The following is a 19297-nucleotide window of genomic DNA, read 5'->3' as shown; positions in this document are numbered from 1 at the left end:
ACATTTGGATCACGCCCCCAACACAGAACACGGCGCTGAAAACGAAAAGGGGGCCCTACCCCAGAGCCCCCTTCTACCCCACGTGCTTGGTTATCTCGCACCACGTGACTATGAAACTGGCTCCGGCCTTCCTGGCCCGATGCGCCAAGACTTAGGCCCTCACCGCTGGAAAAGCAAAGAAACACTAGGCGCAATTCGTCTTGGATTTTACGGATCGTGTGGTCGAGAAACGCAAAATGCCCGCCACGGGGGCGGGCATCTGCTCAAATACCGTCGCGCTTAGCTGTAGACGGATTCTTTGCCGAAATGCTTGGTCAGCATATAGTAGATCACAGCGCGATACTTGTTGCGCTCCGACTTGCCGTAGGTCTCGATGACCGAGTTGATCGCTTCCATAAGCTGCGGGCTGTCCGACAAGCCGAGCTTTTTGATCAGGAAGTTGTTCTTGACCGTCTCCAGTTCAGCGGGCTGGCTGCCCGCCACGGTCGAGGCATCCGCATTGTAGATCGCCGGGCCGCAGCCGATGGTGACCTTCGTCAAAAGGTCCATATCAGGCGTCATGCCACATTTGTTCTTCAGATCATCCGCGTACTGCGCGATCAGCTCTTCACGTTTTCCCATTGAAATATCTCCCACCAATGCTGGGCACGTCAGGCCCCGTTCCAGGCCTCTCATTGGGCCTTGCGCGGGACGTTACCCACTAAGAAAGCCAATCCAAAGGAAAAAATTCACTCGGGCCGAGCCGCCGGCGAAGCTCGGCCTAGCGGCATGTCCCCCAGCCACGGTTCTGGAAATGGAAATGGTCCGCATGAAGCCGGTTGAACTCCGGCCCCAGCACCGTCGAAAACCACACGCACCCCGCATCCCGAAGCGCAATCAGGAAGTCCCGCTTCGGCCCGGCAGCGTCCCAGTCCTGCAGCAATTCAACCCGCGTCCCGTCCGCCAGAACAACACCGCCGATATCGATGGCCGAAGCGGTGGCATGGGTGCTCATCCGGGTCGTCGTTCCCCTGATTGCGCGGCAATTATAGCTGCCGATGTGGCGCACGCTCTTCACCGATTGGCCCAGATGCGTTTGCGCCGCGGGTTGCAACCCGTGCCGCTCCCACATTGCCAGCCGCAGAGCCGTCTCACACGATATCTCCACCGCCGCCAGGGCAGTGACGCCGACGCGGCGCAGATCAACCCGGTCCGCGATCCCGCAGCGATCCCCGTCCTCGAGCGGTGTGAGCCGATCAAAGGCCGCTGCTTGCTGCAAGACCCTCTCGCATCTTCCCGGCTCGCCTAAGGCGCGGCGCAGCTTGAAATGTGTCAGCGGTGTCACCGGATCGTCGACCAACAACTCCTTGAGGGGGTTCCACGCATCGGGAAGCGGGGAGCGCAGGTCCGTCAGAACCCAGTAGGATCCAAAGGCGAGGCCCGCGAGGACCACGAGGAGCAAGATGAGGTTAAGCGCACGCATGTGATCCGCTATAGCCTAAGCCCTGCACCTGTCACAGGCCACACAATGCCGTCCGTTTCACCGCGTGCGGTGCAAATGCCAAAAGCTCTTCCAAAGCCCAGCCACGAAAAAACCGGCCCCAAATTCGGGCCGGTTTCTTCGCGTGACGGATTGTTCAGTAGCGGTAATGCTCAGGCTTGAACGGGCCCTCCGGCGCGACGCCGATGTAATCCGCTTGATCCTTATTCAGCTTGGACAGCTTCACACCGATGCGGTCGAGATGCAGACGCGCGACCTTCTCGTCGAGATGCTTGGGCAGGATATAGACCTCGTTCTTGTAGGCCTCACCGTTGGTCCACAGCTCGATCTGAGCCAGGACTTGGTTGGTGAACGACGCCGACATAACGAAAGACGGGTGGCCGGTCGCGTTGCCAAGATTCAGCAGGCGGCCTTCGGACAGCAAGATCAAACGATTGCCATTCGGCATCTCGATCATGTCCACCTGCTCTTTGATGTTGGTCCACTTGTGGTTCTTGAGCGCAGCGACCTGAATCTCGTTGTCGAAGTGACCGATGTTACCGACGATCGCCATGTCCTTCATCTCGCGCATATGCTCGATGCGGATAACGTCTTTGTTGCCGGTCGTTGTGATGAAAATATCCGCGTCGCCCACGACATCTTCCAAGATCACAACCTCGAACCCGTCCATCGCGGCCTGGAGGGCGCAGATCGGATCGACCTCGGTCACCTTGACTCGCGCACCGGCACCACGCAACGAAGCGGCGGACCCTTTGCCCACATCGCCATATCCCATCACGACCGCGACCTTACCGGCCATCATCGTGTCGGTTGCGCGGCGGATGCCGTCGACCAGCGATTCCTTGCAGCCATACTTGTTGTCGAATTTCGATTTGGTGACGGAGTCGTTCACATTGATCGCCGGGAAGGGCAGCTGACCCTGCTTCACCAAATCGTACAAGCGATGCACGCCGGTGGTGGTCTCTTCCGAAACGCCCTTGATCTGGTCGCGCATTTTCGTGAACCAGCCTGGGCTGGCCTCCATGCGCTTGGCGATCTGAGCCTTGATAACTTCTTCTTCTTCGGACGTCGGAACCGCAAGCACCTCTTCCCCGGCCTCCGCCCGTGCGCCGAGCAGAATGTAGAGCGTCGCATCGCCCCCATCGTCGAGGATCAGATTCGGGCCGTCGTCAAACATGAACGAACGATCCAGATAATCCCAATGCTCTTCCAGCGACTGACCTTTGATCGCGAAAACGGGAATGCCACCGGCGGCAATCGCTGCGGCGGCGTGGTCTTGCGTGGAGAAAATGTTGCACGACGCCCAGCGCACATCCGCCCCGAGCGCCACAAGGGTCTCGATCAGGACAGCGGTCTGGATCGTCATGTGGAGCGAGCCCACGATACGCGCGCCGGACAGTGGCTTCTTCTCGCCATATTCGTCCCGAAGCGCCATCAGGCCCGGCATTTCGGTTTCAGCGATATCAAGTTCCTTGCGGCCGTATGCGGCCAGGTCGATATCCTTAACAATATAGTCTTTTGCCATCGTCAGCGATCCTCATCTAATGCTTGGCCACCGCCTAGCAGGTTCGCAATCGAGGCTCAATGGCGGCTATCCGTCCAAGGCTGCGACCAAGACGTCACTCATGTCGGTGGGCATAAAATTGTCACCTTGGGCAAGAACGCAGCTTTGGCCGTTCGGCTCGTAGGTCACGACGGTCCAGGTTCCGCCGACACCAGCCGCCCATAATTGACGGTTCTCTTCGGTCTCGCCTTCCACCGGCGCTTCGCCATACCAATCAATTAGGGACGCTTCCAACGCGTAGCTGTCCATGCAAAGCGTTTCCTCCTGTGCGAATGCCGGGGTGGCAAATACAAGCGCGGTCAGAGCAATAACAATTCCGGGTTTCATTGGTCTCTCCTTCGTGGAAAAAACGTGGGCAGCGGGGCAAAGTTCCCAATAATGATGTGAACGTGAGGACCAGCGAATGCCCGCACCCCCCCGCGCTTGGCAAAGGATGCTTTCGGGCCGCAGGCTCGATCTGCTCGACCCGACCCCTATGGATATCGAGATCGAGGATATCGCCCATGGGCTGTCCTTCGTCGCGCGCTGGAACGGGCAGACCTTCGGCGAATATGCCTATTCGGTGGCCGAGCATTCGGTTCTGGTCGAACAGTTATTCTCCAACATCCATCCTGATGCGCCGACCAAGTGGAAGCTGGCCGCGCTGCTGCACGACGCACCGGAATACGTCATCGGTGACATGATTTCGCCAGTGAAGGCCGCCGTCGGGCCGGGATACGCCGAATTGGACGACCGGCTCACGGCCGCCATCCACATTCGCTTTGGACTGCCCGCCGCGATCCCGGTGAAGATCAAGAAGCAGATCAAGAAGGCCGACAAACTGTCCGCATGGCTGGAGGCCACGCAGATCGCTGGATTCTCGGTCGCGGAAAGCGACAAATTCTTCGGCGCGCCCGGCGATGCGAAGCTGCCCCAAACCCTGACCCCACGCCCGCCCATGGAGGTCAAAGCGGCGTTTCTGGCGCGCTTCACCGAATTGTCGAAGATGCTATGAAGATCCGCTTGGCCAGCCCGCACGACAAACCTGCGCTGACAGAAATCCTCAACGATATCATCGCCATTGGCGGCACGACCGCCTATGAAGACCCGCTCGCGCCCGCCTATTTCGACCGATTGGTCGAGGCAGATGACCCGAAGACCTTCCTGCATGTGGCCGAAGCCGAGGGCGAGATCGTCGGCTTTCAGTGGATGGAGCCGTTCGATCCCCCGGACGACCATATCGGGGGCATCGCTACCTTCGCGCGGCCCGGCACGACGCAGCGCGGGATCGGATCGGCTCTGTTCGAGGTCACCAAATCCGCAAGCCGCGCCGCCGGATATGCCGAGATCGAGGCGAAGATCAGGGCGGACAATTCAGGTGGGCTCGCTTACTACACGAGAATGGGCTTCGAGGATCGCTTCGTCACAACAGGCGTCCCCCTAAAGGACGGCACGCCCGTCGACCGGGTGCACAAGCGCCTCATCCTTTAGCGACCGATTTCAACCATCGCTCAAATATCTTTAGCCGGTTTGAGCGTATGCCGGGCGGGCGGACAAGGTAGTAACCAAGGCGTGACGGCGCTTCTTCGTGCAGGCAGACAAGGCGCCCTTCCGCCAAATCGCGCTCCACAACAGCCTTGTTCTGGATCGAAATGCGCGCGCCGGCCCGTGTGGCCGACATCGCCATGGAATTGGTCGGCACCTCGATAGAGTCGAGCGCACATTCTCCCAGCCCGACCGATTGCGCCCAGACGATCAGCTCTTCTCGCCCGGTCTCGAACACCCACGGCAGCTCTCCCAACGCAAGCACATTACGGCCCTGCACATGCTCTGCCATCTCCGGCGTACCGACGATCACGAAGTTCGCGTGAACCAGCATCTCCGCGTCGACACCTGGCCAGTCACCACGCCCGTAGCGGATGCTCATATCGAACCCGTCGCGGCGCAGGTCCACCAAGTCCATCGACGGGTTCAGCGCCACCTTGATCTCGGGATGCTCGGCCCAGAACGCCCCGATGCGCGGCATCAACCAATTCTCCGCAAAGCTTGGCGTCAGCGAGATGTTGAGCGGCTGATCCTCCTTGCGGGCACGAACCAGCGCGACGCCATCGGCAATCTGGCGAAACCCATCGCCCAGGGACGCAGCAAGCCCGCGCCCCTGCTCCGTCAGCGCCATACCGGCCCCCGAGCGAAAGACGAGCGACACCCCCAGATCAGCCTCCAAGGCGCGGACGTGCTGCGCGATTGCCGCGTGGGTGACGTTGAGCTCGCGTGCCGCTGCGGAAAAACCGTTGAGACGGGCGGTTGCTTCGAACGCACGCAGAGCGGCGAGGGAAGGAAGCTCACTCCACTTCATAAGAAATTGTAAGTTGAACTAACATATTTGAAATCATACTGACGTGCTTTTCGGATGCAACAGGGCAATACTCAGGCATCACCTCATAGAAGGACTATCAAGATGCTGACTTTGCTCTCCCACATGATCTTGCGTGCCCAGCGCGAAAATCGCGATTTTCCCGATCATCTCAAAGAACATGCCGACCGCTACATTCGCAGTCCCCGCGCGCATAAGGGTGCGCGTTCGCATCACCACGACACGCTGCTCCCGTTTCGGCAGTTATGGTGAGGTCTGAGGTCGGGCGCCTCCTTGTCGCTCGGCCTCTGTCTGCGGCTCAGGCTGTCGGGGCGCAGGTCAAGCCTGCCCCGGCAGACTGGGCCGTGGACACCCAACCCCTGAAATCGCCCCCCGCAAAGACAAGCCCGGTTCCGTCTGGCCAGACAACAATTTGCCCGCCGCCCGCGCAATCACGGGTCGTTGCAGGCGGGAGCCCCACGAGTTTTGTCATCGCTGGGATGGTCGAGTGGTCGGTGCGCCCAAAATCGATCCGTTGAGACCGATCCAGCAACTGCACCCCACGATTATCGAGCGCAAACGGGATCGGTTCCGTTTTCGGCGTGGTTGTGGCGGGTGCGCAGGCGGACAAGACCAAAACCGCGCCCAGCCACCTCACTTCGGCGACCGCTTCGCCAGAATGCGCTGCAAGGTCCGGCGGTGCATGTTCAGCCGCCGCGCCGTCTCCGATACGTTGCGGTCGCACAGCTCGTAGACCCGCTGGATGTGTTCCCAGCGCACGCGGTCCGCGCTCATCGGGTTCTCGGGCGGCGGCGGCAACTCGTCGTCGCTGGCAAGCAATGCGTTTGTCACATCATTGGCGTCCGCAGGCTTCGAAAGATAATCGGTGGCGCCAATCTTCACCGCGGCCACCGCGGTCGCAATCGCACCGTATCCTGTCAGCACGACGATCTTGGCGTCAGGCCGCTTCTCGCGCAGCACTTCGACCACGTCGAGCCCGTTGCCATCCTCAAGCCGCAGATCGATCACCGCGTAGGCCGGTGGGCGCGCCGTCGCGACCGCGCGGCCGCCGGCAACGCTTTCAGCGGTCTCGGGCGCGAAGCCGCGTTTTTCCATGGCACGGGCCAGACGACGCAGGAATGGTTCATCGTCATCGACGATCAACAGCGAATTGTCTTCTCCGATATCCTTAAGCGGCCCGTCTGCCATCGCAATCTTCTCCCGACACCTTGATAGGTAGTAAAGGTGTAGGTCGGCCTAATGGTTCCGTCAAATTAATCCGGAGCCACCGTGGCTCAGCTTGCGGATGCGTAGCACGCCACCGTCTCTGCCATCTGGTCGGCTGTAGCGTCACGGCGGAAGAACTCGACGAAGCCATGTTCTGGCAGCACAAGATAAGTAAAGGTCGAGTGGTCGACGAGGTAGTAATCCGGGTCGCCCGGCTGCTTTTTGTAGTAGGTTTTGTAGGCCTGTGAGGCGGCCTTCACCTGCTCGGGGCTGCCGGTCAACCCCAACATGTCCGGGTGCATCACATCCGTGAACTCGGCCAGCACCTCTGGCGTATCCCGCTCAGGATCGACAGAGATAAACAGCGCGTTCGCCTCCACGCTGCGCTCCGCCAGAATATCCAGCGCCTCGGCATTGCGGGCCGCATCCAGCGGGCAGACATCGGGGCAGAAGGTGTAGCCGAAATAGACCAGCGTCGGCTCGGTGATGACGTCCTGATCGGTCACGGTCTCGCCTGTTTCGCTGACCAGCTCGAACGGGCCGCCAATATCGCCCCCGGCCACCGCAGAGGCCGAACAACCGGCAAATTGCGTGTCTTCCGCGCCGCCGTTGAGCAGCACAAACGCAGCAAGCCCACCCAGCATGGCGACAACAAGGCTCAGGGCGGTGAAGGCGTAAAGCTTGTTCATGTCGGCGGGTCCTTCTTGATGCGGGCGTTGCCGAGTTGATCCCCCAACTCGCCTCCTCTATCAATCGGCCATTATGACGCTCCTGCTCACATTCCCGCGATGGTGACGGCTCCCCTCGGTCTGGAGCCCGGTCGCGGACGTGGCGGCGTGGTCCGTCTGCGCACGCTCATCATCCTGCGTTGGCTGGCTGTCTCCGGCCAGATTGGGGCGATTGTCGTCGCAAGTCTCTACCTGCAGCTCGAAATCGAGCTTGGCCTGTGCGTCATGGCCATCGGGGCCTCTGTCATCACCAATCTGGTGGCGATCTTCGTCTATCCCGAAAACCGCCGCCTGCCCGAACGCGAGGTGCTGGTGACCTTGCTGTTCGATCTCAGTCAGCTTGCATTCCTGTTGTATCTGACCGGCGGCCTCAACAATCCCTTCGCCCTGCTGATCCTCGCGCCCGTGACGGTCTCCGCCATGACATTGCGCACCAGCTCGACGCTGTTTCTCGCCGCGTTGGCGGTGGTTCTAGTGACGGTACTAGCGGTGTTTTATCTGCCCCTGCGCAACGAAAACGGCTTCGTGCTGCGCATGCCGCAGCTCTTTGTGTTGGGCTTCTGGGTCGCCATGATCATCGGCATCGGCTTTCTCAGCATCTACGCCTCACGCGTCACGGCCGAGACGACGTCGATGTCGCAGGCCCTTCTGGCCACGCAAATGGCACTGTCGCGCGAGCAAAAGCTCACCGATCTCGGTGGGGTCGTGGCCGCAGCGGCACATGAGCTGGGTACGCCGCTGGCCACGATCAAGCTCGTCAGCTCCGAGCTGGTGGACGAACTGGACGACCCCGACCTCAAGGAGGACGCGGAGCTGATCCGCGAACAGGCCGACCGGTGTCGCGATATCCTTCATTCCATGGGACGTGCGGGCAAGGACGACCTTCACCTGCGCACCGCCCCGCTGAGTTCCGTCGTGCAGGAAGCGGCAGAGCCGCATTCGCACCGAGGGATCGAGATCAATTACGACTTCTCGCCCCGCACCGGAACGCCGCCAACCATGCCAAGCATCCATCGGCACCCCGAAATCATTCATGGTCTGCGCAATCTCGTCCAAAACGCCGTCGACTTCGCAAAGACCCGGATCTGGGTCGAAGCGCGCTGGTCTGACAGCTCCGTCACCGTGCGGGTGATCGACGACGGCCCCGGCTACCCGACCGATCTTCTTGGACGCATCGGCGATCCTTTCATCAAGCGCGGCGAGAAGCGCGAGCGCGATGAGAGCAGGCCGGAATACGAAGGCATGGGCTTGGGCCTCTTTATCGCCAAGACCTTGCTGGAGCGCTCAGGCGCAGAGATCAGCTTTGCCAACGGCTCCGACGGGAGCGCGAGCAGCGGCAATGCCCGCAGCGGCGCGATTGCAGAGGTCGTCTGGCCCGCGACTGCCATTGTCGAGGATCGCGGTGAGACGTCCCGCGCACTTGGCGAAAACAAACCCATCCCGATTTAATCAAGCTTTAAGATTTCTGCGCTTTCCTGACCGCTCGATAGGCCGTTCAGAAAGGACCGCGCGCATGAACCAGCTTTCCCCGGATGACGTCGCATCTATCGGGACCATATTCGGGTTCGGCGCGATCATCGGCGTGGCCCTTTGCGTGGGTGTCGTCTCACTGCTCGGACTGCGCAGGCGCTCCAAGCCCTCGGAAACGCTCGAGTTTCGTTTTGAGGCGCGCGAACTCATCGGCGCCTGCCCCCATGCACGCCGTACTCTGGCCTACGAAGATTTCGACGAAGACGTCTATCATCAGCTCATTGACCGGTTGGCGGATATGTTTCCGGACCTGCCATCCAGGCTCGAGAATGCCCCGGCCCATCACGACAGCTTTTACATGACAGAACCGACGGAGGACGGGTCGATCACCGTCGCGGCGGAATTGCATGGCAGTTTCCTGACCTTACGGATATCCGGCGTCGCGGCCCCACTGGCGCGCCGTGTGCTCGTCGAAAGCGACGAAATGCGTGCGGCGGAGGCTGAATTGACTGTCCTGCGCTCGACCGTCGATGCGACGCCGCACCCGGCATGGCGCGAAACCGCAGATGGCCAGATCGATTGGGCCAACAGGGCGTATCTCACTTTGATGGCGCAGGCCGACATTGCCGCTGACACAGGCGCCTGGCCGCCCGCGAAGTTGTTTCACGGTGGCGCTGTGACCGCGCCGGGCTGCGAGCCGAAGGTCAAGCGCTCCAGCTTGCCGATCAAAGGCGAAGACGCGCGCACATTTGAGGTGACACGCTTTGGCATTGGCACCAGCACGCTCAACTTTGCCACCGACGCGGCGGCCACCGTGCGCGCCGAAGAATCGTTGCGCAGCTTCATGCAGACCCTGACACAAACCTTCGCCGCGCTCCCGATCGGCTTGGCCGTGTTCGATCGCTCCCGCGCCTTGGTGATGTTCAACCCTGCGCTCAGCGATCTGACCCGTCTGGAGCCCGCTTGGCTGACCACGCGCCCGACGCTCTACGATGTGCTCAACGAGCTGCGCGAGAAACGGATGGTGCCGGAGCGCCGCGACTTCAAAGACTGGCGGCAAAGCATCGAAGGCCTTGTGCAGTCGGCCAGCGACGGCACATATTGCGAGACATGGACCCTGGCCACCGGACAGACCTACCGGGTCACCGGGCAGCCGCATCCCGAAGGTGCCGTGGCTTTCTTGCTGGAAGACATCACCGCAGAGATGACCCTGACCCGCAAATTCCGCCGCGAGCTCAACATGAGCCAGACCCTGCTGGACAATCTGCCGAACGCCTTGGTCGTGTTCGACAGCGACGGAGTGATTTCGATGCAGAACGCCGCATATCACGCGCTATGGGGCACAGACCCCGAGGCCGCGATGGACCAGATCACCATCACGGATGCCAGCCGGATGTGGCAATCAGCCAGCACGCCTGATCCGATCTGGGGCGACGCGCGGGACTTTGTTGTCCAACGCGGCGACCGCGCCGAATGGAGCGACACGGTAATGCTTGCCAATGGCCGCGCGCTGCAGTGCCGCTTTCAGCCCCTCAGCGGTGGCGCGACGATGATCGAGTTCATGCCGAGCGGGGATGCGGGCGCGATCATGCCAGCACCTGCCGCCCCCGCGGAAGCGAGTGCAAAAATGGCGGGTTGAAGGTCGCGCGGCTTGGCGTAACACTCTGCGTCATGACCGCTTTGACCCTGTCCTCTGCCACAGACACCGACGACCTTGCGCAGGCCCTCGCAAGCATCGCGCGGCCCGGCGTGACAGTACTGCTCGACGGGCCGGTCGGGGCGGGGAAAACCACCTTGGCGCGCGCCGCGATCCACCATCTGATGCATCTGCACGAGACGCCGATTGAGGCCGTTCCCTCGCCCACCTTCACCCTCGTCCAAAGCTACCAAGTGGGCGAGCTGGAGATATGGCACGCCGACCTCTATCGGCTCACCAGCGTCGACGAGTTGCTTGAGCTCGGCCTCGAGGAAGCGTTTGAGACCGCGTTTTGTCTGATCGAATGGACCGACAGGATGGGTGATCTTGCACCCGAGGATGCGTTGCGGGTCGAATTGGCCCTCGACCCCGCCAATCCGGATGTGCGCCACGCCCAAATCGCGGGGCCTGCTTCGCTGGTGGACACGTGGCTTGATCAGTATCAGGCGCAGGCTGCATGATTGATCGAGACGCGGCCGCACAGCATTTCCTCGATCAGACGGATTGGCAGGGCGGCACCCGTCGCTTGCTGGCCGGCGATGCCTCGAACCGCCGGTACGAGCGGATAAGCCATCCGGACCGCCCCTCAGTCGTCCTGATGGACGCACCGCCCGAAAAGGGCGAGGACACGCGCCCATTCGTCAAAATCGCGCGGCATTTGAGCGGTCTCGGGCTGAGCGCCCCACGCGTATATGCCGCCGACGAACAACGTGGCTTTCTGTTGATCGAAGACCTTGGCGACGCGCTGTTTGCCCGGGTGCTAGAGCATCACCCGGAGCGCGAGCCCGCACTCTATGAGGCCGCGATGGATGCCTTGATTGTCGCGCAAACCGCAAACCCGCCCGGTGGGCTGAAGGATTACGGACCGCAGGCGATGACCGACGCTGCCATGCTGGTTCCTGAGTGGTATATCGCCGCGACTGGACAAAACCAATTTCCCAGCGCCGAATACCGCGCCGTGGTCGCAGACTTATTGCAGACGCACTTGAAAGGCTCCTCGGTCCTTGTGCAGCGGGATTACCATGCCGAAAACCTGCTATGGCTGCCCGACCGCGAGGGTGTTGCGCGTGTGGGGCTTCTGGACTTCCAAGACGCAATGCTCGGACATCCGGCCTATGATCTGGCGTCCCTGCTGAAGGATTTGCGCCGCGACGTCTCGCAAGAAGTGCAGGACAGTACACTTCAGCTCTACATCACGCGAACCAAGGCGGAGCCAACGCAATTCCGCGCGGCCTACGCGGCGTGCTCGGCGCAACGAAACCTGCGGGTGCTCGGCGTCTTCACTCGGCTGTGCGTGCGCGACGGAAAGACATCCTACCCCGACCTTCTGATCCGTCTGTGGCGCAATCTGCGCTCTGACTTGGCCCATCCTGCGCTGGCTGAACTGAAGCAGTTTGTGCACGCCCACATCCCCGAGCCCACACCCCAGGTCATCGCCCGCATCAAGGATGCCGCCAATGGATGAGGCACCATCGGCCATGATCTTCGCCGCGGGGTTCGGTACTCGTATGCGGCCCTTGACCGACACGCGCCCGAAACCCTTGATCGAGGTTGCGGGCCGCCCACTGCTCGACCACGCCCTGTCCTGCGTCAGTGATTTCGGCGCGAGAGCCGTGGTGAACGCGCACTACAAGTCCCAGATGATCGCAGCGCATCTGGCCGACACCCCGGTCACCGTCATCACCGAAGCCCCGGAGGTGCTCGATACCGGCGGCGGTCTGCGCAACGCACGCGCTCAACTGGGTTCCGACCCGGTCTTTACGATGAACTCGGACGTGGTTTGGGCCGGACCCAACCCCTTGAATATCCTTGCTGAAGGTTGGCGAGACAACATGGAGGCTTTGCTTTTGCTCGTGCCCGTTGAGCGCACGGTCGGCTACACGCGGTCCGGGAATTTCTCGATCGGAAACGGCGGCCAGCTGCAACGCGACACCTCCGGTATGGTCTATACCGGCGCGCAACTTTTGCGGACGGACCGGCTGGATGCCATAACGCAGGATATCTTTTCGCTGAACGTGCTCTGGGATCAGATGCTGGCCGGAGGAGCCGCCTACGGCGTCACCTATCCGGGGCATTGGGCCGATGTCGGCACGCCGGATGGGATCAAATTGGCCGAAACGATGCTGCAGGAGCACGGCGATGTTTGAGCCGCAGGCGCACGCTCGCGTTTTTCACGTGCCCTGTGGCGTCGACTTCCCGAAAGCGGTGGTCGATGGGTTGCGGACGCGCATCAAGGACCTTCCGCCGGAGACGGCCACGCACGTGGAAATCTACGTCAACACGACCCGAATGCAGCGCCGCATCCGCGCGCTTCTCTGCGATGGCGGAGCGCAGATCCTGCCCCGCATCCACCTGATCACCGAGATCGCGCACACGCCACTCTCGCCCCGGCCCGACCCGACATCGGCCCTTGGCCGTCGGCTGGAGCTGGCGCAACTGGTGCGCAAGCTGATCGACAGCGAGCGCGCCTTCGACACGCCCGCCCGGGCCTTCGATCTGGCCGACAGCCTCGCCAGCCTCCTGGAGGAAATGGAGGATGAGGGCGTCGCTCCATCCGACATAGCCAAGCTTGATGTGGGCGAGCACGCCCAATATTGGCAACGCAGCCAGGCGTTTCTGAACCTGGTGGCACAGTTCATCGGGACCGGCGATGGCGGCCAGAAAACTCAGCGCGGCGCGGCGCTGGAGCTGATTTCGCGCTGGCAAGCCGCCCCGCCCGAGCATTCGATCCTGATCGTTGGCTCCACCGGCTCCCGCGGCACAACGCGTCTTGTGATGGAGGCCGCGGCCCGGCTGCCCCAAGGCGCGCTGATCCTGCCCGGCTTCGACGACCAGATGCCAGCGCATGTTTGGCGACAGCTCGACGACCCGCTGACCGGCGAGGGCCATCCGCAGTTCCGCTTTCGCACCTTACTGCAAAACCTCGACCTTGACCCAACGAGGCTGAAATCCTGGGACACCCAAGCGCCCGTTTCGACCGAGCGCAACGCCCTGATTTCACTCGCCCTACGCCCCGCGCCGGTCACCGACGAATGGCTGTCGGAAGGCCCGAAGCTGCAAGGCCTCGATGAGGCAACCGCGCCGCTGACCCTGCTGGAGGCCCCGACCGCGCGGGACGAAGCCGTAGCCATTGCAATGCGCTTGCGACGGGCCGCTGAGGACGGCGTGACCGCCGCATTGATCACGCCGGACCGCACGTTGACGCGGCAGGTGACCTCCGCGCTCGCCCGCTGGGGGATCGAGCCGGACGACAGTGCGGGCGTTCCACTGCTGCAGACCCCGGTGGGGCGGCTGCTGCGTCAGACGGCGCAACTGATGGGCCAGACATTGGCCTCCGACAAGCTTCTGGCGCTGCTGAAGCATCCGCTGGTCTGCGCCTCGCAGCGCAATTCGCATCTGAAAAATACGCGCGATTTCGAACTGGAGGTTCTGCGCAAGGGCGCCCCCTTCCCGACCCGCGCCGATCTTGACCTATGGATCGCCAAGCGCGATTGCACGCCAGAGCTGCAAGGCTGGGCCGATTGGCTTTGGCCGCTTCTCGAACAGCTCGAAGCTGCGCAGCAGGGTGAGTTGGACGCCCATCTCGATCTGCACCTGACCTGCACGGAACACCTTGCCCAGGGACCCGGCGCGGAGCAGAGCGCGCTTTGGAAGAAAGAGCCGGGCGAGAAAGCCGCGGAAGCCTTGGCAGAGTTGCGCACCGTTGCCGACAAGGCCGGTGTCCTTTCACCAAGCGCCTACAGTGATCTCATCACTTTCACCCTGGGTCGCCACGAGGTGCGAGATGCCAATGCACCGCATCCAGGCATCATGATCTGGGGCACGCTGGAGGCGCGGGTTCAGGGCGCAGAACTGGTCATCCTTGCGGGTCTCAATGACGGCATCTGGCCTGATCTGCCCGACCCCGACCCATGGCTCAACCGCCAGATGCGCAAGGACGCGGGTCTGCTCTTGCCAGAGCGACGCGTGGGTCTGTCTGCCCACGATTTCCAGCAAGCGATCTCTGCGCCCGAGGTTTGGCTGACCCGGGCCAAGCGCGACGCGGAGGCCGAGACGGTGCAGGCGCGTTGGATGAACCGGCTGACCAACCTTCTGGGCGGGCTCGAGGATGGACGCGACGCACTTGCCGCCATGCAGGCGCGCGGCGATGAGTGGATTGAAATGGCAGCGCGTCTCGACACACCCGCAGAGGCGACACCACCTGCCCCCCGGCCCTCTCCACAACCGCCGGTCGAGGCGCGCCCGAAGAAGCTTCCCGTCACACAAATCGAAAAGCTAATCCGCGATCCATACGCAATTTATGCGAAATACGTCCTTCGGCTGCGGCCCCTCGACCCCTTGCACGCCACCGCGGATGCCCCGCTGCGAGGTCGTGCCCTGCACGAAGCGATGGACCGCTTCACGCAGGCATCGCCCATGAGCCTGCCCGACGATGCAGAAGACCAGTTGTTGACCATTGCCCGCACAGTTCTCGCCCAGATGGTCCCGTGGCCTGCGGCGCGCATGCTATGGGACGCCAAGTTCACCCGCGCCGCGCAATGGTTCATCGCAAGCGAGGCGGAGCGGCGCCAACTCGCCCGCCCGCGCTTCACTGAAGAGACGGGTCACACGCGGATCGAGCCGTTGGATTTCACCCTGGAAGGCCGCGCAGACCGCATCGACATCACCCCCGACGGCCACGCCGTGATCTACGACTACAAAACCGGCGCGCTGCCGACACCAAAACAGCGCAAGCATTTCGACAAGCAGCTTGCCCTGCTCGCAACCATCGCCGAGCGCGGTGGCTTCGCGGCCCTGACCGACGCTCAGGTGCTGCGAGCCGGCTACATTGGGCTGGGGGCCCATGCCAAGGAAGACAGCGAGGATTTCGGCCACGGCGACCTCGGCGCCGTCTGGGAAAGTTTCGTGGAGCTGATCACCGCCTATGCCGACCCCGACAAGGGCTACTCCTCTCGACGCGCAGTCTACGAAACGCGTTGGAGTCAGGATTACGACCATCTTGCGCGCTTCGGCGAATGGGACGAAACCGATGACGTCCACCCGGTGACGGTGGGCCAGACATGAAGATGAACGCCGCCACCCGCGCGCAGGTCAGCGCCGCTGACCCGACCTCCTCCACATGGCTCGCCGCCAATGCGGGCTCTGGCAAGACGCGCGTTCTGACCGACCGGGTCGCGCGGCTCCTTTTGAACGAGACCCCGCCGGAGCGGATCCTCTGTCTGACCTACACCAAGGCCGCCGCATCAGAGATGCAAAACCGGCTGTTCGACCGGCTGGGCGAATGGGCCATGATGCCCGACAGGGAGCTGCGCGAAAACCTCGCGAAGCTCGGCACGACGGTCAGCGAAACCAAACTCGAAGAGGCGCGTCGCCTGTTTGCCAAGGCGATCGAGACACCGGGCGGGCTGAAGATCCAGACCATCCACTCATTCTGCGCGGCTCTCCTGCGCCGCTTCCCATTCGAGGCGGGCGTCTCCCCCGCCTTCACGGAAATGGACGACCGCACGCTGCGCGCACTGTTTGAAGAGGTGCTCGACGAATTGGCCGAAGAGGACCCGGGCGCGCTATCGGGCTTCGCGCGGCATTTCTCTGGTGTAGACACCCAGGGCTTCATGATGGAGCTTCTGTCGCAAAGAGAGCTATTCGCGCAGCCCATGCTGGATACCGATCTGCGCGCCCTGTGTGATCTTGACGCAAGCGTCACCGAAGAAAGCATTCTTGCCAGCGTCTTTCTGGGCGGCGAGGCAGAGATGCTACGCGACGCGAGCGCCGTTCTTGGCAGCTGCGAAAAAACATCCGATGCGCAGTTGGGCCGCAACCTTGCTGCAATAGACCTGGCAGTCCCATCGCTCGACACGCTCGCTCGGCTGGAAACTCTGTTTCTGACAGCATCGGGCAAAAGCGCGGGCCTGCCCCGCACACATCCGCCTACGAAGGATGCCAAGGATGCGCTTGGCCCGCTTCTGGGGCCTTTCGATGCGCTGCGGATGCGCGTCAGCGATGCGCGCCAGCCGCGCCTCGCCTTGCAGGCGTTCGAGAAGTCACGCGCCCTGCACCATTTCGCCGGGGCCGTTCTGCCAAGGATCGAGACGCACAAGCAGCGCCGCGCATGGCTCGACTTCGATGACCTGATCCTCAAGACGCGCACTTTGTTGACCGATAGCAAAATGGCCGCCTGGGTTCTGTTCCGGCTCGATGGCGGCATCGACCATATTCTTGTCGACGAGGCGCAGGACACCTCACCGCGGCAATGGGACGTCGTGCGACTGTTGGCGCAGGAGTTCACGTCCGGCGTGGGTGCCCGGGCCGATACGGAACGCACGATCTTCGTGGTCGGCGATCAGAAGCAGTCGATCTACTCTTTCCAAGGCGCGGACCCCGATGCGTTCGAGGCGATGCGCCACCATTTCGACGAGGCGCTGCACAATGTCGGCAAAAGCCTCGCACGGCAGGATCTGTTGCATTCCTTCCGCTCCAGCGAGCCTGTCTTGCGCCTCGTCGACCACTGCTTCACAGGCCCCCGCCTCAAGGGCATGGGCGACAAGATCGAACACATCGCGTTCAAATCAGAGCTGCCCGGCCGCGTCGACCTTTGGCCGTGGATCGAAAAGAGCGACCAGCGCGACGAGCGGGACTGGTATGACCCCGTCGACATTGTGGGCGACACTCATCATTCGGTGATCCTTGCGCGCAAGATCGCAGAGACGATCCGCGACCGGATCGCCCATGGCCAGATCACCCAGATCGTCGACGGCGCGCCGGTGACCCGCCGCATCACAGCCGGGGATTTCCTGATCCTTGTGCAGCGACGATCAACGCTGTTTCACGAGATCATCCGCGCATGTAAGGCGCTTGAGCTGCCGATGGCGGGCGCGGACCGTCTGCGCATCGGCGCAGAGATCGGGGTCAAAGACCTGACCGCGCTTCTCAATTACCTCGCCACGCCCGAGGACGACCTGTCGCTCGCTGCGGTGCTGCGCTCGCCCCTTTGCGGGATCAGTGAGGCGGAGCTGTTCGATCTCGCTCATGGCAGGCCCTCCTATCTACGCGCGGCCTTGGAGGAGCAGAAGGACCGCTTCCCGCAGCTCTACGCAATGCTTCAGGATCTTCGGAACCGCGCTGATTTCGACCGACCCTACGACCTGCTGGAGCGAGTGCTGACCCTCCACAACGGCCGCCGTCGGCTGATCACACGGCTGGGCCCAGAGGCCGAGGAAGGCATCAGCGCGCTTCTCGATCAGGCGATGGCTTACGAGCGCACGGATGTGCCCTCGCTCACGGGGTTTCTTGAATGGCTGTCGCGCGATGAGGTGACGATCAAGCGACAGATGGACAGCGCGGGCGACGCAATTCGGGTGATGACCGTGCACGGCGCCAAGGGGCTCGAAGCACCCATCGTGATCCTGCCCGATACCGGCAAGACCAAAACGAGCGTCGACGAAGAAATCCTCGACGCAGGCGGTGCGGCCCTGTGGAAGGCGCGGTCCGCTGAAATGCCGAACGGGCAGCTGGTTCTGACTGAAACACTAAAGGACCGGCAACGCGAAGAACGGATGCGGCTGCTCTATGTCGCGATGACCCGGGCCGAAAGCTGGCTGATCATCTGCGGCGCAGGTGATCCCGCGAAGCTAGAGGATGGCGGCTGGTACGCCGTCGCGGCCGAGGGCATGCGGGCGGCGGGTAACCCGGCGCGGCTGACCCATCTTGCTTGGCCCGAAGACCTCCCAGCGCAGACAGTGTCCAAAATCGACGCAACAGCGGAGTTGCCCGGATGGGCACACGCCAAGGCGCCAGAGCCGAAACGCGATAGCGAGCCTCTCTTACCGTCCAAATTGGAAGGTCCGAAAGCTTTGCCCGACCCAACCGGGCGCGCATTGGATGAGGACGCCGCCAAGATACGCGGCACCGTCCTGCACAGGCTTCTCGAACACCTCCCGAACCTGTCGGTCGCCGACTGGGAAGCTGCCGCCACAAACCTCGGGCGCGTCGGCCCCGGCGACGAGGACCTCCTGCCGCTCGCGCGCCGCGTGCTCGACGCCCCCCATCTCGCCTATATCTTTGCGCCCGGCACCATGGCAGAGGTCTCCCTCACCGCACCGATTGCCGCGCTCGACGGACGCGTGGCGCTTGGGACTATCGACCGTTTGTTGATTGAGCCTGACCGAATCCTTGCCGTGGATTTCAAGTCGAACACCGTCGTTCCAAACCAGCCGAAATCGGTCCCCAGCGGAATTTCCGCGCAGATGGGCGCTTATCTTGAGATGCTAGAAGCGATCTACCTCGGCAAAAAGATAGAGATCGCAATCCTTTGGACCGAGACCGCCACTCTTATGCCCATGCCACACGACATCGTGAGGCAAGCGCTGGTGTCAGCCCATACATCTTGACGTCTGCGGGGCGCACTCTTAGGTTCCGACTCCTGAATTGAAACCCCATCTGGAGAGCACGCACATGGCCACCGTCGCCGCAACTGACGCATCGTTCGAGGCCGAAGTCCTCAAGTCCGACATCCCCGTGATGGTCGATTTCTGGGCCGAATGGTGCGGCCCCTGCAAGCAGATCGGCCCGGCGCTGGAAGAGCTGTCGGACGAGTACGCGGGCAAGGTGAAAATCGTCAAAGTGAACCTCGACGAGAACCCCAATGTGGCGGCCCAGGTGGGCGTGCGCTCGATCCCCGCGCTCTACATGTTCAAAGATGGTGAAGTGATTTCGAACCGCGTTGGCGCCGCCCCGAAATCCGCGTTCCAAAGCTGGATCGACGAAAGCGTCTGATCCCAGCCAATCTAACACTGACGGCCGC

At 62.3% G+C, this 19297-nt stretch carries 18 protein-coding genes; 11 read left to right on the top strand and 7 right to left on the bottom strand.

The features are described from left to right. Nucleotides 1–279 precede the first annotated feature (279 nt). The 4 genes from C8N43_RS13820 to C8N43_RS13805 all read right to left on the bottom strand — a co-directional run bounded on the left by C8N43_RS13820 (nucleotide 280) and on the right by C8N43_RS13805 (nucleotide 3371). The gene (locus C8N43_RS13820) at nucleotides 280–621 is read right to left on the bottom strand and encodes a DUF2853 family protein (RefSeq protein WP_107846157.1); all 342 of its coding nucleotides are present in this window, start codon (nucleotides 619–621) and stop codon (nucleotides 280–282) included. A 139-nt stretch (nucleotides 622–760) separates the two neighbouring features. Further along, a complete protein-coding gene (locus C8N43_RS13815; protein WP_107846156.1) occupies nucleotides 761–1462 on the bottom strand; it encodes an extensin-like domain-containing protein in 702 nt (233 codons plus the stop codon). 154 nt (nucleotides 1463–1616) lie between these two features. Next, the gene (ahcY, locus tag C8N43_RS13810; RefSeq protein ID WP_107846155.1) at nucleotides 1617–3005 is read right to left on the bottom strand and encodes an adenosylhomocysteinase; all 1389 of its coding nucleotides are present in this window, start codon (nucleotides 3003–3005) and stop codon (nucleotides 1617–1619) included. A gap of 66 nt (nucleotides 3006–3071) precedes the next feature. Continuing rightward, the gene (locus tag C8N43_RS13805) at nucleotides 3072–3371 is read right to left on the bottom strand and encodes an S-adenosyl-L-homocysteine hydrolase (RefSeq protein WP_107846154.1); all 300 of its coding nucleotides are present in this window, start codon (nucleotides 3369–3371) and stop codon (nucleotides 3072–3074) included. Between the two features lie 76 nt (nucleotides 3372–3447). Between C8N43_RS13805 and C8N43_RS13800 the strand changes: the two genes are divergently transcribed. Both C8N43_RS13800 and C8N43_RS13795 read left to right on the top strand, forming a co-directional pair. Beyond that, nucleotides 3448–4038 (top strand): HD domain-containing protein, encoded by a 591-nt coding sequence (locus tag C8N43_RS13800; RefSeq protein WP_107846153.1) that lies wholly within the window; start codon nucleotides 3448–3450, stop codon nucleotides 4036–4038. Then, nucleotides 4035–4514, top strand: a complete 480-nt coding sequence (locus C8N43_RS13795) for a GNAT family N-acetyltransferase (protein ID WP_107846152.1) — start codon at nucleotides 4035–4037, stop codon at nucleotides 4512–4514. Before C8N43_RS13800 ends, C8N43_RS13795 begins: the two co-directional genes overlap by 4 nt. On the opposite strand, the gene C8N43_RS13790 is transcribed toward C8N43_RS13795, so the two are convergent. Further along, a complete protein-coding gene (locus C8N43_RS13790; RefSeq protein ID WP_107846151.1) occupies nucleotides 4504–5379 on the bottom strand; it encodes a LysR family transcriptional regulator in 876 nt (291 codons plus the stop codon). The two genes, C8N43_RS13795 and C8N43_RS13790, sit on opposite strands and share 11 nt — an antisense overlap. 102 nt (nucleotides 5380–5481) lie before the next feature. Here C8N43_RS13790 and C8N43_RS19630 point away from each other — a divergent pair, with 102 nt between their 5' ends. Continuing rightward, entirely contained in the window at nucleotides 5482–5649 is a 168-nt protein-coding gene (locus C8N43_RS19630; protein WP_158269986.1) for a hypothetical protein, read from the top strand. 381 nt (nucleotides 5650–6030) lie between these two features. Here the strand turns inward: C8N43_RS19630 and C8N43_RS13785 are convergent, their stop codons facing one another. Together C8N43_RS13785 and C8N43_RS13780 are read right to left on the bottom strand one after the other, a co-directional pair. Next, nucleotides 6031–6585 carry an ActR/PrrA/RegA family redox response regulator transcription factor gene (locus C8N43_RS13785; protein ID WP_107846150.1) on the bottom strand — a complete coding sequence of 185 codons (555 nt, stop codon included), beginning with the start codon at nucleotides 6583–6585 and terminating at the stop codon, nucleotides 6031–6033. 86 nt (nucleotides 6586–6671) lie between these two features. Further along, on the bottom strand, nucleotides 6672–7292 hold the full coding sequence (locus C8N43_RS13780; RefSeq protein ID WP_107846149.1) for an SCO family protein: 621 nt from the start codon (nucleotides 7290–7292) through the stop codon (nucleotides 6672–6674). A gap of 99 nt (nucleotides 7293–7391) precedes the next feature. Between C8N43_RS13780 and regB the strand changes: the two genes are divergently transcribed. The 8 genes from regB to trxA all read left to right on the top strand — a co-directional run bounded on the left by regB (nucleotide 7392) and on the right by trxA (nucleotide 19269). After that, on the top strand, nucleotides 7392–8780 hold the full coding sequence (regB, locus tag C8N43_RS13775) for a sensor histidine kinase RegB (RefSeq protein ID WP_107846148.1): 1389 nt from the start codon (nucleotides 7392–7394) through the stop codon (nucleotides 8778–8780). Between the two features lie 64 nt (nucleotides 8781–8844). Next, the gene (locus C8N43_RS13770) at nucleotides 8845–10440 is read left to right on the top strand and encodes a PAS-domain containing protein (protein ID WP_158269985.1); all 1596 of its coding nucleotides are present in this window, start codon (nucleotides 8845–8847) and stop codon (nucleotides 10438–10440) included. 32 nt (nucleotides 10441–10472) lie between these two features. Continuing rightward, nucleotides 10473–10958 carry a tRNA (adenosine(37)-N6)-threonylcarbamoyltransferase complex ATPase subunit type 1 TsaE gene (gene tsaE, locus C8N43_RS13765; protein ID WP_107846146.1) on the top strand — a complete coding sequence of 162 codons (486 nt, stop codon included), beginning with the start codon at nucleotides 10473–10475 and terminating at the stop codon, nucleotides 10956–10958. Continuing rightward, nucleotides 10955–11962 (top strand): aminoglycoside phosphotransferase family protein, encoded by a 1008-nt coding sequence (locus C8N43_RS13760; RefSeq protein WP_107846145.1) that lies wholly within the window; start codon nucleotides 10955–10957, stop codon nucleotides 11960–11962. The genes tsaE and C8N43_RS13760 overlap by 4 nt, the downstream gene beginning before the upstream one ends. After that, entirely contained in the window at nucleotides 11955–12644 is a 690-nt protein-coding gene (locus C8N43_RS13755; protein ID WP_107846144.1) for a nucleotidyltransferase family protein, read from the top strand. Before C8N43_RS13760 ends, C8N43_RS13755 begins: the two co-directional genes overlap by 8 nt. Beyond that, a complete protein-coding gene (gene addB / locus C8N43_RS13750; RefSeq protein WP_107846143.1) occupies nucleotides 12637–15561 on the top strand; it encodes a double-strand break repair protein AddB in 2925 nt (974 codons plus the stop codon). Before C8N43_RS13755 ends, addB begins: the two co-directional genes overlap by 8 nt. Next, complete coding sequence (addA, locus tag C8N43_RS13745) at nucleotides 15558–18884, top strand: double-strand break repair helicase AddA (protein WP_107846142.1); 3327 nt, start codon at nucleotides 15558–15560, stop codon at nucleotides 18882–18884. Before addB ends, addA begins: the two co-directional genes overlap by 4 nt. A gap of 64 nt (nucleotides 18885–18948) precedes the next feature. Then, a complete protein-coding gene (gene trxA / locus C8N43_RS13740; protein ID WP_107846141.1) occupies nucleotides 18949–19269 on the top strand; it encodes a thioredoxin in 321 nt (106 codons plus the stop codon). The last annotated feature ends 28 nt before the right edge of the window (nucleotides 19270–19297 follow it).

Source organism: Litoreibacter ponti (assembly GCF_003054285.1).
Lineage (GTDB): Bacteria > Pseudomonadota > Alphaproteobacteria > Rhodobacterales > Rhodobacteraceae > Litoreibacter > Litoreibacter ponti.
Note: the sequence above shows the minus strand (reverse complement) of the source record. Positions and strands in the feature narration are given on the sequence as shown.

Coding starts and splice junctions, on each gene's coding strand:
- C8N43_RS13815 (WP_107846156.1), bottom strand. CDS start 1,462: ATGCGTGCGCTTAACCTCATCTTGCTCCTCGTGGTCCTCGCGGGCCTC.
- addB (WP_107846143.1), top strand. CDS start 12,637: ATGTTTGAGCCGCAGGCGCACGCTCGCGTTTTTCACGTGCCCTGTGGC.
- C8N43_RS13795 (WP_107846152.1), top strand. CDS start 4,035: ATGAAGATCCGCTTGGCCAGCCCGCACGACAAACCTGCGCTGACAGAA.
- C8N43_RS13790 (WP_107846151.1), bottom strand. CDS start 5,379: ATGAAGTGGAGTGAGCTTCCTTCCCTCGCCGCTCTGCGTGCGTTCGAA.
- addA (WP_107846142.1), top strand. CDS start 15,558: ATGAAGATGAACGCCGCCACCCGCGCGCAGGTCAGCGCCGCTGACCCG.
- C8N43_RS13760 (WP_107846145.1), top strand. CDS start 10,955: ATGATTGATCGAGACGCGGCCGCACAGCATTTCCTCGATCAGACGGAT.
- C8N43_RS13780 (WP_107846149.1), bottom strand. CDS start 7,292: ATGAACAAGCTTTACGCCTTCACCGCCCTGAGCCTTGTTGTCGCCATG.
- tsaE (WP_107846146.1), top strand. CDS start 10,473: ATGACCGCTTTGACCCTGTCCTCTGCCACAGACACCGACGACCTTGCG.
- C8N43_RS13805 (WP_107846154.1), bottom strand. CDS start 3,371: ATGAAACCCGGAATTGTTATTGCTCTGACCGCGCTTGTATTTGCCACC.
- C8N43_RS19630 (WP_158269986.1), top strand. CDS start 5,482: ATGCTGACTTTGCTCTCCCACATGATCTTGCGTGCCCAGCGCGAAAAT.
- trxA (WP_107846141.1), top strand. CDS start 18,949: ATGGCCACCGTCGCCGCAACTGACGCATCGTTCGAGGCCGAAGTCCTC.
- C8N43_RS13785 (WP_107846150.1), bottom strand. CDS start 6,585: ATGGCAGACGGGCCGCTTAAGGATATCGGAGAAGACAATTCGCTGTTG.
- C8N43_RS13770 (WP_158269985.1), top strand. CDS start 8,845: ATGAACCAGCTTTCCCCGGATGACGTCGCATCTATCGGGACCATATTC.
- C8N43_RS13800 (WP_107846153.1), top strand. CDS start 3,448: ATGCCCGCACCCCCCCGCGCTTGGCAAAGGATGCTTTCGGGCCGCAGG.
- regB (WP_107846148.1), top strand. CDS start 7,392: ATGGTGACGGCTCCCCTCGGTCTGGAGCCCGGTCGCGGACGTGGCGGC.
- C8N43_RS13755 (WP_107846144.1), top strand. CDS start 11,955: ATGGATGAGGCACCATCGGCCATGATCTTCGCCGCGGGGTTCGGTACT.
- ahcY (WP_107846155.1), bottom strand. CDS start 3,005: ATGGCAAAAGACTATATTGTTAAGGATATCGACCTGGCCGCATACGGC.
- C8N43_RS13820 (WP_107846157.1), bottom strand. CDS start 621: ATGGGAAAACGTGAAGAGCTGATCGCGCAGTACGCGGATGATCTGAAG.